At 40.8% G+C, this 14799-nt stretch carries 10 protein-coding genes; 6 read left to right on the top strand and 4 right to left on the bottom strand.

Annotated features, from left to right (window positions below):
* Positions 1 to 2: 2 nt before the first annotated feature.
* The 4 genes from HG267_RS02970 to HG267_RS02985 all read right to left on the bottom strand — a co-directional run bounded on the left by HG267_RS02970 (position 3) and on the right by HG267_RS02985 (position 7140).
* On the bottom strand, positions 3 to 290 hold the full coding sequence (locus tag HG267_RS02970; protein ID WP_045874337.1) for a hypothetical protein: 288 nt from the start codon (positions 288 to 290) through the stop codon (positions 3 to 5).
* Between the two features lie 59 nt (positions 291 to 349).
* Positions 350 to 3607 carry an adenylate/guanylate cyclase domain-containing protein gene (locus HG267_RS02975; protein ID WP_155539649.1) on the bottom strand — a complete coding sequence of 1086 codons (3258 nt, stop codon included), beginning with the start codon at positions 3605 to 3607 and terminating at the stop codon, positions 350 to 352.
* A 1828-nt stretch (positions 3608 to 5435) separates the two neighbouring features.
* The gene (locus HG267_RS02980; protein WP_045874338.1) at positions 5436 to 6914 is read right to left on the bottom strand and encodes an alpha-amylase; all 1479 of its coding nucleotides are present in this window, start codon (positions 6912 to 6914) and stop codon (positions 5436 to 5438) included.
* Positions 6901 to 7140 carry a hypothetical protein gene (locus tag HG267_RS02985; protein WP_155539651.1) on the bottom strand — a complete coding sequence of 80 codons (240 nt, stop codon included), beginning with the start codon at positions 7138 to 7140 and terminating at the stop codon, positions 6901 to 6903. Before HG267_RS02985 ends, HG267_RS02980 begins: the two co-directional genes overlap by 14 nt.
* A 220-nt stretch (positions 7141 to 7360) precedes the next feature.
* Here HG267_RS02985 and HG267_RS02990 point away from each other — a divergent pair, with 220 nt between their 5' ends.
* The 6 genes from HG267_RS02990 (at position 7361) to HG267_RS03015 (ending at position 14733) form a co-directional block, all read left to right on the top strand.
* Positions 7361 to 7681, top strand: coding sequence for a hypothetical protein (locus tag HG267_RS02990; RefSeq protein WP_045874340.1), 321 nt, complete (start codon positions 7361 to 7363; stop codon positions 7679 to 7681).
* Between the two features lie 272 nt (positions 7682 to 7953).
* Complete coding sequence (locus tag HG267_RS02995; protein ID WP_045874419.1) at positions 7954 to 10083, top strand: tetratricopeptide repeat protein; 2130 nt, start codon at positions 7954 to 7956, stop codon at positions 10081 to 10083.
* A gap of 52 nt (positions 10084 to 10135) precedes the next feature.
* Positions 10136 to 10261 (top strand): hypothetical protein, encoded by a 126-nt coding sequence (locus tag HG267_RS03000; protein ID WP_255325373.1) that lies wholly within the window; start codon positions 10136 to 10138, stop codon positions 10259 to 10261.
* Positions 10251 to 10844 carry a CHAT domain-containing protein gene (locus tag HG267_RS03005; RefSeq protein ID WP_052335446.1) on the top strand — a complete coding sequence of 198 codons (594 nt, stop codon included), beginning with the start codon at positions 10251 to 10253 and terminating at the stop codon, positions 10842 to 10844. The genes HG267_RS03000 and HG267_RS03005 overlap by 11 nt, the downstream gene beginning before the upstream one ends.
* 122 nt (positions 10845 to 10966) lie before the next feature.
* Complete coding sequence (locus HG267_RS03010) at positions 10967 to 14263, top strand: NB-ARC domain-containing protein (protein WP_052335447.1); 3297 nt, start codon at positions 10967 to 10969, stop codon at positions 14261 to 14263.
* Positions 14264 to 14343: 80 nt separating this feature from the next.
* Positions 14344 to 14733: a hypothetical protein gene (locus HG267_RS03015; RefSeq protein ID WP_155539653.1), complete on the top strand. Its 390-nt coding sequence runs from the start codon at positions 14344 to 14346 to the stop codon at positions 14731 to 14733.
* Positions 14734 to 14799 lie beyond the last annotated feature (66 nt).

Raw genomic sequence — 14799 nt, forward strand, 5'->3', positions numbered from 1 at the left:
TTTCAGTAGTCCATAAGCCAGATGAAGTTTCTGAATCTGACAGCAAACTTAGAAATAAGTAAGCGTAAATCATCAAAAACCATGACTACTGTTGAAGAAGGCAGGAGGCAGAGGGCAGAAGGCAGAAGGAACACGCTAATTTTTGCGATTGACAAAACATTAAACAGCTTGTCATAAAACAAGCTTTTTTTGTGCTTATTTACTGGAGAAAAGTATACCAATTTGAAAAAAGAATGTGACAGATGGGTAACTGTATTTTTATTTCTCATTCCCCATTCCCCATTCCCCATTCCCCATTCCCCATTCCCCCTTCCCCCTTCCCCCTTCCCCTTCCCCACCTTCACAGATATTACAGTTCTGCAAGCAAGACTAAAGCCTCCTTCAAGTCTTTAGTTTCAAATCCCTCAGAAAAACTGCCGTAAATCTGAGAAAGTATTTGTCGTGCTGCTTCATTCTTACCTTGTTGCTGCCATAAACGCGCCAAACTAATTGTTGCCTTGAGTTCTAATGACTTGGCACCCTGACGGCGGGAAATATCGAGAGATTGCAGGAAACATTCTTCTACTGCAGCTTCTTGTGCTTGAGCCTTTGTTTGCTGTAGTTGCACTCTTAAATGCTCTCCCTTAATGCGATATAACTCCGCTTCCCAGAAACATTCTCCTGTTTTCTGCACTTCACTCAGTGCTTTAGCCACAACTACAAGCGCTTCTTCCACTTGCCCTAATTTTCCATAGGCCTCAGATAGCAGCGCTAGAAAATACGGTAGCCAGCCTTGTGTGCCTGTACTTTGGAAAGTAGTTAATCCTTTGCATATCTGATCAATTCCCTCCTGTGCTTCGCCTAAATGAGCGATCGCCCAACCCCTTAAGATATGTCCCCACCCCAGCCAAAAAGGAAAACTCTGTTCTTGAGCTAAGGTAATCACTGCATCTGCTAGCTGCACCACAACTGCTGCTTCCCCGAGGAATTGATGAAGCCAACAAGCGCAGGCTTGAGCTTGGGTTAAACTGTAGGGATGAGATAGCTGCTTTGCCAGAGCGATCGCTTTTTCGCTGTACCCCATAGCTGCTTCTGGGAAGCCTAACAACCAGACATTCCAAGAGTCAACAGCTAAACTGGCAACTCCAACATCTTGGCCAGTAATAAATGCGTGGGAGTGATGCAGCTGTGGTTCGTAAAGGGCAATTCCTTGCTCAAAGTGTTCTCGAGAATTGGCAAATTCTCCTAGCCAGAATAAGTCTAGTCCTAAAGTAAAATGAGACTCCAGTTCTAAACTTCGGTCTTGCTGGGCTATGGCGATGCTCATCAGCCTCTGCCCATATTCTAGCGAAGTCTGATACCTGGCTTGCCCCGCAGACATCGCCCATAATCCCCTCAGTACCCAAAATAATTTAGGTGTTTCCCCAATCTGTTCGCAGAGTTCTTCACTGCGTTTGTAAGCAAGTTCTACTTCTAAAGCCGCATAACCTTTAGTGGCGACTAAAGCTGTACCCAAGGTAGTCTGGAAAGCTAATTCTTGCTGATTCCGTTCTGGGGTAAATGACATAGTCAATAGCAATTCCAATCCCTTATGCAGATGCTCTATGGCTTCCAGATTGGCTGAAGATGCAACTGCTTTTTGACCAGCTAGTTGCCAGTAATGAATGGCTTGTTCTTTCAATTCTGCTTTTGTGTAGTGATAAGCCAACAGTTCTGGTTCTGTCTCGACAACTTCTGGGAACTGCTCCTCTAAAACTTGTACAAGTTTCTGGTGATAATTTTTGCGGGTGCTTTTCAGCAATGACTCATAGGCTGCATCGTGAATCAGAGAGTGTTTGAATACATAGGATGCTTGCACATTCACTACAATCAGCAAATTGGCATTGACTAACTGAGTCAGCGAGCTATTCAGCGTTGCTGTATCTAGAGGTGAAACAGCTCTCAGCACCTCATAGCTAAACTTCCGCCCAATAATGGCAGCGATTTGTGCTACTTCTTTAGCTGTGCCTAAGCGATCCAATTTGGCCATCAGCAAGTCTTGGATAGTATCAGGAATAGTCACATCATCAGTACCCTCTCCCTGTCCTAGCCATCTCGATTCCAGAGCCATTTTGGCCATTTCTTCAATAAATAAAGGGATGCGATCGCTTTTTGCCACCATGAGCTTGATTACTGACTCTGGTACAACTTGGTCACCTGTTATCTGCTGGATCAGCAGCTTTGTTTGTGATTCTGATAATTGTTTGATGATAATCTGGCTAAAATACTCATAATTAGAATTTAAAAAGTTAAATCCTGGCCTAGCTGTACACAGTAACAACACACGCGATCGCGATACTTGCTTGGCGATGAGGTTTAGCAGTTCTATGGTAGAAGGATCAACCCAGTGCAAGTCTTCAAAAATTAATAAATATGACTGTTGGGCAGCAAGTGCCATCACCATAGTTAACAGAGATTCTAAAATTTTCTGCTTCTGTACCTGAGCAGATAAATTCAGTGCTGGGTAACGTTCATCTAAAGGAATTGATAGCAGATGAGCTAACAGTGGTACTACCAACTCTATCTGACATTCATACTTATGTAATAACTGCTCTAGCTTTGCCAGCTTAATTTCTGGGGAATCTTTGCTCGCCAAATGCATCTGTCTTTCTAGCAAATCAATGACAGGATAGAGCGCGCTATTTTGGTAATAAGGAGAACAATAGCATTCGCGTAATACATAGTCATCTTTGGCAATTTGCTTTTTAAACACCTGCACTAGGCGGGATTTACCTATCCCCGCTTCGCCAGTAATTAATACCACTTGCCCGTTACCAGACTGTACCTGCTGCCACAAATTAACTAGGGTTTCTAGTTCTTGTTCTCTGCCAACATAAGCAGTCAGACAGCCTGTAGCCGCTTCTAAACGGTTGTGCACATCTTTTTCCTGTTGCGCCCCATACACTTCCATTGGTTGCGGAACACCTTTGAGAGTGTGGTATCCCAAAGATTGGCACTCAAAATAACCTTGAATAATTTTATAAGTCGCAGCACTGATAACTACTGTATTAACTGGTGCTACAGTCTGGATTCTGGAAGCAATATTTGGGGTATCGCCAATAATAGCCATTTGTTCGTGGGTATCGTCGTTACCCATTTCTCCTAATACGGCTCTACCTGTGTGGATACCGATACGTACATCTAGTTTGATATTTTTTTCTGACATCAAGCGAGCGTTAAGTTGCTCCATATCAGCGATAATGCCAAAACCGGCGCGGATTGCTCGTTGGGCATTATCTTCGTAGGCTACTGGATACCCAAAGAATACCATTAGCCCATCTCCGTAACTCTGAGCAATTCTGCCGCCGTTGCGATGAATTGCCTCAGCGCTGAGTTGTCGATAAGCTAAGATGATCTCTCGTAAATCTTCTGGATCGATTTGCTTGGATAGTGCTGTAGAACCCACTAAATCGCAAAACATCACAGAGACTTGACGACGTTCAGCTTGGGGGGATTGGGGATACTCCTGTTTTTGATTGCCTAATTGCTGTTTGATTGGCTGAGAAGTTTCTCTAGAAAGGCGAGTACCGCATTGCATACAAAACTTTGCTGTATCTGGATTTTCAAATAGACAATTAGGGCAATTCACTTGCTAACTCCTACTGGCAGATAGATTCCTCTAAGATTCCGAGATATTCAGTGAATAATCATTTTAGGTTGTGTATGGCAGTCATAAACCCAAAAATTTACGCAAATTTAAGGTTTCAATGCTAATAGTAATTGGATAAATAATAGCTATAAATAGGTTAAGAAAATTTATCTGTACTAATATTGATTTTTGGCAATTTGTCAGCCAATTTAAAGCTGCAATTCCAGATGATATTGGGCTTTCGTAATTCTTAATTCGTCATTTTTCAGGACACTTGGGAGCGCATTTGAAAATAAAAATCATAAAACTTTGAATAAAGTAATAAAAGCCTCGGCTTTCAAATTGGCATTTTAGATTGAAAATTTTTAATTCAAAAGCTTTAATACCAAGCATTTTCAAACAATATTGCCTATGGCAATTTAATATGAGTAAAGCCACGACATGAGTTATAAATGTAAAGAAAAATATCTGTTGATGAGAAGTAGACTAAATTTTTGAGTTGACTGAAATTTTATGTGTTGCAATACTACAAGGGATAGCGTTTTGAATTCAAAATTGGTTTTGGGGAAAAGGTTAAAGGTTAAAGGTTAAGGGTTAAAGGTTTTTTCTTTCCCTTGAACCATTCCCCTTTTTCCCCTTAACCGACAAGTATTGTTATGCATTGTGGTTGGAATTCTAGCCAGTTGTTCTCGTCCGCCAAGAGTGCTGTGTTTATGATGTAGCGTTTACAGCACTCTCACAACTGGCCTACGACAGTAGAAGGATGGATTTTTGGTGTGTTTGTCACACAATCTTCTTTCTGTCGTTCTCTGTTGTTATCTATTGAAACTCTAATTGAAATACTGTGGATGCCAAATTGCCAAAAAGAAATCAGGAGTTACAAGAGATGCCGTACTTTCGCTGCTAACGCATCCTACTGATATCCTTTAAACAAGAATGCCACAGATTGTAGGGGCAAGGTAATGCCCAGTGGTGTCAACTTAAGCTAAAAGCTATATAGGGCGGGCGTTGTACAAATATCTCGCGCCCTCATCCCCTAACCCCTTCTCCCCGAGGAGAAGGGGAACTAAATCTCTTGCTCCCCTCTCCGTGTGGGAGAGGGGCTGGGGGTGAGGGCGAAACCTTGCACAAGAGCGAGTTTCACGTTAAGTTGACACTAATGGGTAATGCCCAAAATTTTGAGTCTACTTTAGTTTTCTTACAACATTAAGCCTTAAACCTCGAGCATTAAGCCTTAAACCTTGAGCATTAAGGCTTAAACCTCGAGCATTAAGGGTTAAACCTCGAGCATTAAGGGTTAAACCTCGAGCATTAAGGGTTAAACCTCGAGCATTAAGGGTTAAACCTTGAGCATTAAGGGTTAAACCTTGAGCATTAAGGGTTAAACCTTGAGCATTAAGGGTTAAACCTTGACCATTAAGAGCGATCGCCTATACAGGCAGTGTTATTGTAATACAGCAGATTACAAGTTGGTACAGATAATTCTAAGGGCAAGGCAGTGCCCTTAAGTGTCAACTTAAGCTAAAAGCGATATGGGGCGGGCGTTGTACAAATACCTCGCGCCCTCATCCCCTAACCCCTTCTCCCTGAGGGAGAAGGGGAATTGAATCTCTTGCTCCCCTTACCTTAAAAACGAGTTATTTGGAATCTCAGTAGCTAATTTTTAGACAGTCATTAGAAGTCGGCGGGAAACTCCATCCCCTTGTAGCTGGAGAGGGATAGTCGCCCGCCGACTTGGGACATTGCATTGGGCATTGGTAACTCTTTGCTATGCCCTATGCCCTATTCCCCATGCCCAAAAACTCCACCCACAAGGGGATGGAGTTTTTTATTCTTGTACCCAAACTGATACTGAACCACCTAAGCAACGGAATTCAGCCCAACCTGAATCATTGGTGTATACAGGTTCTTTGATATGTTCTGTTAAATCGATGAATTTAGTATTTGGTTTACCAACTTCCATCCATTTAGTACCTTCTGCACCATCACTCATAATTACAGCCATTGCTTTGGGATGATCTTCATCACCTAATCTTGTCCAGCCAATAGTATTCCAATGGTCAAAATAATTGTATTGTGGCCCATAAGCATAATGCTGACGTGCATAAAGTAAATGATCAAGAATCTCACGGTGAGAGGGCATAAAAATTTTATAGCTATTGCCATCTCTGCCCCGATCTTCATATTCTGCGCCGTAGTAATCAGCATGAAAGACGCAAGGATAACCTTCTTCTCGCAGCAAAATAATGGCGTATGCTAAGGGCTTAAACCAAGGTTCAACTACAGATTCTAATGCTTGTAAAGGTTGAGAATCATGATTCTCCACAAAGGTGACAGCATTAATAGGACGTTTCTGCATCATTGTGCCATCTAAAATCCGGCGCATATCATAGTTGCCCCCAGATTTGCTGGCTTGGTGGAAGTTGTAATGTAGTGGTACGTCAAAAACCGACATCTTACCACCAACCCGATCAACATACCAAAGCAGAGTATTTATATCGTTATACCAATACTCCCCAACAAAAAATAAATCTTTTCCAGCATGGCGTTCTAGTTCATCAATCCATTGGGGAAAGAACCATGAGGAAATATGTTTGATCGCATCCAAACGGAAACCATCTACCTTTGTGGTGTCAAGATACCATTTACCCCAGTAAGTGATTTCACCACGTACCCAATCGTTTTGGAAATCCAAATCGCTACCCATCAGGTAGGCAAAATTGCCTTTTTCTAAGGCTACATAGTCATCAAATTTTTTACCTTCGAGTAAATAAATTGTGTTGCGATCGCCTTGGTTATATTCGTTATAATCAACAGCGTCAAAATGCCACCAGTGCCACTCAAAGTTAGAGTATTTGCCCTTTCTGCCAGGGAAATCATAATAAGAGTAGGTCTTAATTTCTTGCAATCCCCCTTTAGGATTGAGGCGATCATCTTGAGAAAAAGGGGTGGCTTTGGGTGTTTCTGTGCGATCGCCACCCATCTTATGATTTAACACTGCGTCTGCATACACTTGCAGGCCATTTTTGTGTAAAGATTTAACCGCATCAAGATATTGCTGACGCGTACCGTATTTTGTCCTGACTGAACCTTTTTGATCGAATTCACCTAAATCAAATAAATCGTAAACTCCATATCCCACATCATACGCACCAGCAAATCCTTTATAAGCGGGTGGTAACCATAGGGCTGTAAAACCTGCTTGTGCTAATTCTGGCGCTGAAGCTTCAACTTTGCTCCACAAGTTCCCATCATTAGGGGTGTACCAGTGGAAATATTGCATCATTGTGCCGTTAATCTTTGCCATATCTCGTCTTGCTAGTTAATATCAGCTTTGAACAAAGATACAGTAGAGATTGGTGAAAATTCGGAATTTTGGCAGCGATTTTTAGCCGATAATCTAAAGAAATAATTAAGAAATGAATAATTGCTCGGTAAACTTGCATGGTAGATGCCGTACTCTCGCTGCTAATGCATCCTACTGGCGTGGCAAGGCTAAAATGTTGCAATAATTTTTCTTGTGGGGTGGACATCTTGTCCGCCCCGGACGGGCAAGATGCCCATCCCACAAGAGTTTTTTTCATGCACTATTTTTGGCGTGTCAGTCCACTACGTGAATTTCAAAAATCAAATATCAATTTTATAAGTACGAAAAGTATTGCCATAGATGCGTTACGCTATCGCTAACGCATCCTACAAATCAAATATGAATTTTATAGGATTAAGAAATATAAGGTTGGAATAAATTTAAATATGTCTAAGAAAGAAAGGAGATTTAAAGCGGTTAAGTCTCTTGATAATGTGGAAATCTTTATTCAGGAACCATGTCAGGTGCGTTGGGCAGATATGAAAGGTGATAATGATGTGCGAAAATGTCACTATTGCCAATTAAATGTTTATAACTTTTTAAGCAAGTCTCCTCAAGAAATTATTAATTTAATTAATCTGCATGAAGGCAAACTTTGCGCTCAGTTTTTTGCTCGTGCTGATGGGACGATGACAATGGAATCTTGCCAAGATAAGCAACGAATTGAGATGGTAAGAGGTAACATTCAGGTAAGGAGTAATGAATGAGATAGGACTCAGATCAATACTACTCGGTTAAGCGTTGTCAACCCAAAATTGGTTTTGGGGAAAAGGCTTCCCTGCGGGACGCTGTTCGCGAACGCCGTGAGCGTCAGCCGAACGGTTAAAGGTTTTTTCTTTACCTTTTCCCATTACCCTTTCCCCCTTACCCTTTCCCCCGCCTGTCAAAACAACTTTGCCAGACTACTAATCAAGAGTTTCTGGTATAGATTGGAGAAGTATGCCGCTTGCAAAACTGCCCAAGGGATAGGATGGTTGTGATGAAGAGTAAAAATCCAGTCGCCTACGCTTTAGTTTTACAAAGCGTGATTCTGTTCTCTGGCTGGCTGCTATCTCCGCAAGCTAGCGCGCAAACTCCTGCATCTGTAGCCCCAGTTGTGACTCCTGCTCCGGTATTATCAAATCAGGAGCGAGAAGAATTAGCTAGACTGCGTGCAGAAAAGCAAATTCGAGATGCAGCCCAATTTGATGTTGAGCGGAATTTTAGTCGTACAACCATGCTATTTAACGTTTGGTTAGTTTTATTAAGCTTGTTTCCTGTAGCGGTGATTGCTTTATTTTGGCTGTTACGACGGGTAGCCATCCGCGAAATTGTCACTCAAGCTATGTCACAGCTAGAAGGAGTAGAAAATGCCCAAAATCAGCTAACTCTGGTGAAGCAAGAAGCAGAAAATGCTATTCAAGAAGTTAAAAAAATTACTGAAGAGTTAAGCAAAGAGACAGAAACTCTGCAACAAAAGCTGAAAGCTGAACAAGAAAATATATCTTTAATTACATCTGAGTTTGTGGGTAAGAAAGAAAGTATCCTCAATCAAATAGACTCAGAAATTAATATTATTCAAAATAAATTAGCAAATTTAGATTCAGAGATTACTGCTCAAGTAGCACAATGGCAATCTGATGCTGTGGGTAATTTAGGGAAAATAGAATCTGATTTAGCGGAACAATTATCTACATTAGTATTAAGAGCAGAGCAGCGAAAAGATATCATTATTGAAAGTTTAGAAAAATCTCGCTCGGAATTTAATTCCTATTTATCGGGATTGCAATCTGATACACAAAGAGAGAAGGATACAGTTGTTGAGAGTTTAGGGAATTTACAAATAGATTTCACTCAACAAATATCAGGATTGCAGACAGATGCTCAACATCAGAAAGATACAACCTTAGCTAATATTACAGAATTAGAGAATTTATTAAAATCTCAACTATCAGAGTTACAAGTCAATTCTCAACAGAATATAGATACAACTCTAGCGAATATTGCAGAATTAGAAAATTCCTTGAAATCTCAAGTATCGGGATTACAGGCTGAGATTAACCAACAGAAAGAGCAAATTTTTGCAGATTTACAAAAATTGCAGTTAGAGTTTGCGAATAAATTAGCCGAATTACAAGCAGATGCAGAAAATCAAAAAGCACTGATTATTGAGAACTTAGAAAACTCTGGCTCGGAATTTACTTCGCAATTCTCAGAATTACAGTTAAATGCTCAAGAACAGAAAATTCTGATTTTAGGAAAACTAGAAGAATTAGAAAGGAATTTTGGATCGCAACTTTCACAGTTGCAATTAGATGCACAACAACGTAAGGATTCCATTGTAGAAGAACTAACAGAAATTAGGCAGCCAACAATTCCAGAGGAAAGCGCACCGGAAATTGAGGAAGAAATTCCCGAACCGCAGCCAGTCGCAGAATCCGTTGAGGAATATATTGCAGAGGGAGATGTGCTGTTTAATGAAAAGCGCTATGAAGATGCGATCGCACTTTATCAGCAAGCAGTCAAAATCCAGCCGAATAATTCTGTAGCTTGGTTTAAACAAGGTTTAACTCTCGCCAGATTGAAACGCTATCAAGATGCGATCGCTTCCTATGATACAGCTTTAAAAATCAATCCCGAATATCACCAAGCTTGGTGCGATCGCGGTGTCGCCTTTGGGAACTTACGCAAACATCAACAGGCTTTTGTGTCGTTTAATCAAGCGACGAAAGTTAACCCTGACGATCCAGTGGCTTGGATGAATCGCGGTTTAGCCTTGATTGAATTAGAAGAATACGACGAAGCGATCGCATCCTTTGACAAAGCCATCGAAATTAAACCAGCGCCGAAAGTTTGGGATAAACGCGGTTATTGTTTAGTGCGGTTGGGAAGAGATGACGAAGCGATCGCATCTTTTGATCGCGCATTAGAATTGAAACCAGATTATGCCAGTGCTTATTACAATAAAGCCACCTGTTACGCATTCCAAAGAAATGTAGAATTTGCTTTAGATAATCTCCGCCAAGCGATTAGATTGAATCCGCGATATCAAGAAGAAGCGGCGACAGATATCGATTTTGATGATATCGCACGTGAGCCAGCCTTTAGGGAATTGCTTGGTAAACCATAAGAGGCAAGGGGGCAAAGGGACAAGGGGACAAGGAGACAGGGGGAAATAAGCAATGCTCAATTACCCATTACCCATTACCCATTACCTAGTCCCCAATGCCCAATGCCCAATGCCCCATGCCCATTCGCAAGATGTATACTTAAAAACAGCCCTTCCCATCCCTGGCAATGACTGTTAAACCGCAGAAAATCCTGATATTAGCCGCAAATCCCAGTAATACATCACGATTGCGCCTCGATCAAGAATTGCGTGATATTAAGGAAGGCTTGCAAAGGTCGCTAAATCGGGAGAACTTTGAATTACGGTATGATTTAGCAGTCCGTCCCAGGGATATTCGCCGCGCTATTTTGGATTATCGACCAAATATTATCCACTTTTCTGGGCATGGTGCAGGGATACAAGGACTAGCTTTTGAGGATGAAACGGGAAAATCACAGCTAGTTACAGGTGAAGCATTAGCTGGATTATTTGGACAGTTCTCTAAACAAGTAGAATGTGTGCTGTTGAATGCTTGTTACTCCCAAGTGCAAGCTGAGGCTATTTCACAACAGATTAATTATGTGATTGGGATGAACGATCGCATCGAGGATAAAGCCGCGATTGAATTTGTTGTGGGTTTTTACGACGCGCTTCTAGCTTACAATCCCGAATATGATGAAAATTCCCCTGTAGAGTTTGCTTTTAATATTGCGCGGAATGCAATACAGTTAGCTGGTGTATCTGGTGAGTTGATTCCTCAGCTTAAAAAAAAACCAATTTAACCCCCCATCACCAACCTTTAGGAAATCTTACCAACGTCCCAGAGTTACCACCACACTTTTTACCCCGTCTTGAAGAACTTACACCCTTAAAACAGAAAATATTATCGCTAACAAAGCAACCTGTGGGGATTACTGGGAAAAGTCGGCGTGTAGGCGTGCAAGGAATGGGCGGAATTGGTAAAACAGTCTTAGCTACAGCCTTGGCGCGGGATGAAGAAGTGAGAAAGGCGTTTCCTGATGGGGTGTTGTGGGTAACATTTGGACAAACGCCCCAAATTTTAACTTGGCAATCTTATCTGGCTTCGGCGTTGGGTGAGAAGCAAGCGGCGTTTACCGAGGTGGGATTGGCGAAAGCGCGGTTACGGGAGTTGTTTGCACAGAAAGCTTGCTTGCTGATTGTGGATGATATCTGGCGTTTGGATGATGCGACGGCGTTTGATGTGTTGGGGGAACGCTGTCAGATGTTAATTACTACCCGTGATGGGGCTATAGTCACGGGGTTGGGAGGGGAAGAGTATCAGCTTGCGGTTTTAGGTGAACAACAGGCGTTAGAACTGTTGGCAGATTGGGCAAATCAACCGGAGATATTGCAACCCAGCCCGCATAATGATGTTACTTTGCAGGTAGCGCGAGAATGTGGATATTTACCCTTAGCATTGGCGATGGTTGGGGCGATGATGCGGGGTAAACCTGCAAATCGCTGGCAGAATATTTTAGAAAAATTGCGGTGTGCTGATTTAGAGAAAATCAAACAACAGTTTCCCGATTATCCTTATCCCGATTTACTCAAAGCAATTGCTGTTAGTGTGGCGGCTTTGGATGAAAATTGCCAACAACGATATTTAGATTTTGCGGTATTTCCGGAAGATACACCCATACCCGAAGCAGTTTTGCAGACTTTTTGGCAACCCTTGGGGTTAGATGAGTTTGATAGCCAAGATGTAATTGATGAATTAGTGAGTAAATCTCTGGCTTTGCGGGATGAAGCGGGAAATTTGCGGTTGCATGACTTGCAGTTTGATTATGTCAGGAAGCAATACAAAACTTTAGCAACCGAAAGTGAGGGGATAGGGGTATTACACAACAGGCTGTTGAATGCTTACAGCAAAAAATACCCCGCAGGCTGGCATAGTTTAGAAAATGATGGCTATATCTGGCAGAATTTAGCCTATCACTTGCTTGCTGGGGGAAGGGAAGGAGAATTACAACAACTGCTGTGTGATTTTCGCTGGTTGCAGGGGAAGTTGGAGAACATCAATATTAATGAGTTGATAGCAGATTATAATTTTTTGCCCGAAGATGAGAATTTACAGTTAATTCAAGGTGCATTGAGGCTGTCAGCACATGTTTTGGCGGTCGATAAAAAACAGTTAAGTAGTCAGTTACAGGGACGGTTACTAGATAAAAAAATTCCAGAAATCCAAGCACTATTAACGCAAGCCAAGCAGCAAACTTCAGTACCTTGGCTGTCTCCCTTGACCGCTAGCTTAACACCACCCGGCGGACGCTTACTCCGAAATCTCAAGGGTGAGAATCCTGTAGCAGTCACACCTGATGGGAAGTTGTTGATTTCCGGTTCTGATGACAACACTCTCAAGATTTGGAATTTGGAAACGGGAGAAGAAACTCTTGCTTTGACAGGTCATACTAAATTTATAACGGCTGTAGCAGTTACACCAAACGGTAAGTATATAATTTCTAGTTCAGGTGACCGCACAATTAAAGTTTGGGAAATTAATACAGGTCAGCTAGTTTTTACTCTCACAGGACATACAAGTTCAGTAAACGCGGTGGCTGTAACATCTGATAGTCAATTCGTAATTTCTGGTTCTAGTGATACTACTGTCAAAATTTGGAATTTAAATACTGGTAATGAATTTTGTACCTTAGGAAATTTAGAAGATCAAAAAGCTCGTTTCTTACAAATTCTTCGCAGTAAGAATAAGAAAGATTTTGATTTTATTGATGCAGTATATTCTGTAGTAGTCACACCAGATTGTAAACAAGTAATTGCTGGTTACGATTATAGAACTATTAGAGTATGGAATATAGAAAATAAAACACAAGTTAGTTCTTGGAAATGCGAGGCTCCATTAGTCAGAAGTTTAGCATTAGCATTAGATGGAAAATTACTTATTGCGGCTTCAGGGGCAAATACTATTCAGGGTTGGAGCCTAGATACTGGAAAAGAAGTTTTACGTCTTGAAGGACATAATAGGGGCGTAACAATCATAGCTATTACCTCAGACGGAAAACGACTAATTTCTTATGCTTTCGATAAAACATTTAAATATTGGAATATCGAAACAGGAGAAGAAATACTGGCATTCAAAGCAGAGGATAAAAACATAAAATCTATAGTGCTTACACCAGATAATAAAAATTTAATTTCTGGTTCTAATATTATTAAAATCTGGAGTTTGGAAATTAACAATAAAAATATTTATTTTTCAGAACATAACGATAGTATACAGGCTTTAGCAATAACACCAGATGGGAGAAAAGCTATTTCTTGTTCTGACGATAAGACAATGAAATTTTGGAATTTAGAAAGTCAAGATGTAATTCGTACTTTTAATCATCATACTTATTCAGTAAATGCAATAGCAGTAACGGCCGATAATAAAAAAGTTATTTTAGGTTCAGACGATAAAACTCTCCGAGTAAGAGAGTTATCAACAGGAAAAGAAATTTTGAAACTTACTGGTCATAGTCAAGGCATAATTGCTCTAGCAGTAACATTAGATGGACAAAAAGTTATTTCTAGTTCTGGTGACCACAGTCTTAAAATATGGGATTTAAAATCAGGAAAAGAGATTTTTAACATAGAGCGTGATGATTGGGTACATTATGATTTAGCAATATCTCCTAATGATAAATACGTGATATCTGCTCTTTATAAAATTATTATATTTGACAATATTTCAAACATTCCTGAATCTTTTATTATTGATGGTCATACGACTAATTATATAAATGCCGTAGCAGTTACGCCTGATGGAATGCAAGTAATTTCCGCTTCAAATGAAAACATTCCTGAATCTTTTATTATTGATGCTCATACGACTGATATAAATGCCGTAGCAGTTACGCCTGATGGAATGCAGATAATTTCCGCTTCAAATGACAAAACTATTAAAGTATGGAATATGAAAACAAGAAAGGAAAATTTTACACTCACAGGTCATACCAATGATGTTAAGGATTTAGCAGTAACAACAGACAGCAAAAAATTGATTTCTGTTTCTTCTGATAACACTCTTCAAGTCTGGAATCTAGAGACAGCAGAAAATATTGCCATTTTTACAAGTGACAGTTCCATAAACTGCTGTGCAGTTGCACCCGATGGGGTAACAATTGTGGCGGGAGATGCTTTAGGTCGGTTACATTTTTTGCGCTTACAATACACAAAAGAATAATTCGTAATTAAGAAATGCGGATTTTGTTTGAGTCAGTTGTGAGGAATGGGGATAATATGGAGTCCGGTTAGACAATGGTCATGGCAAGCGTTGCAAAACACACGGCAATTGTAGCGATCGCCTGTTTTAATTTCCTTCCCATCACCATGACTGTTGCTAATTTACTCATCAGCCGCCATCAAAGTGCCATCGCTCTTGCTAATTTTCTCACCTTTCAAGCAAAAAGCCGCAACGTTGAAGATAAAAGCTGCAATTTTCCGCATCAAAGCTGCAATGTTGAGGATAAAAACCGCAACGTTCAAGATAAAAACCGCAACGTTGAGGCTAAAAGGCGCAACTTCCAAGATAAAAGCCGCAATGTTCGAGATAAAAGCTGCAAGCTTCAGGCTTTGAACTCCAACCTTCAGGCTTTGAGGTGCAAATTCCGCCTTCTGAAGGTGAACAGTTGGTTATTTTTCTCGGTGACTTAAGAAAATTCGACGAATTTATACCAATTCAAATAATGTTTGCGACAGATAAATTCTTTGTAGGGGCAC

This window comes from Tolypothrix sp. PCC 7601 (assembly GCF_025677855.1).
Taxonomy (GTDB): domain Bacteria; phylum Cyanobacteriota; class Cyanobacteriia; order Cyanobacteriales; family Nostocaceae; genus Aulosira; species Aulosira diplosiphon.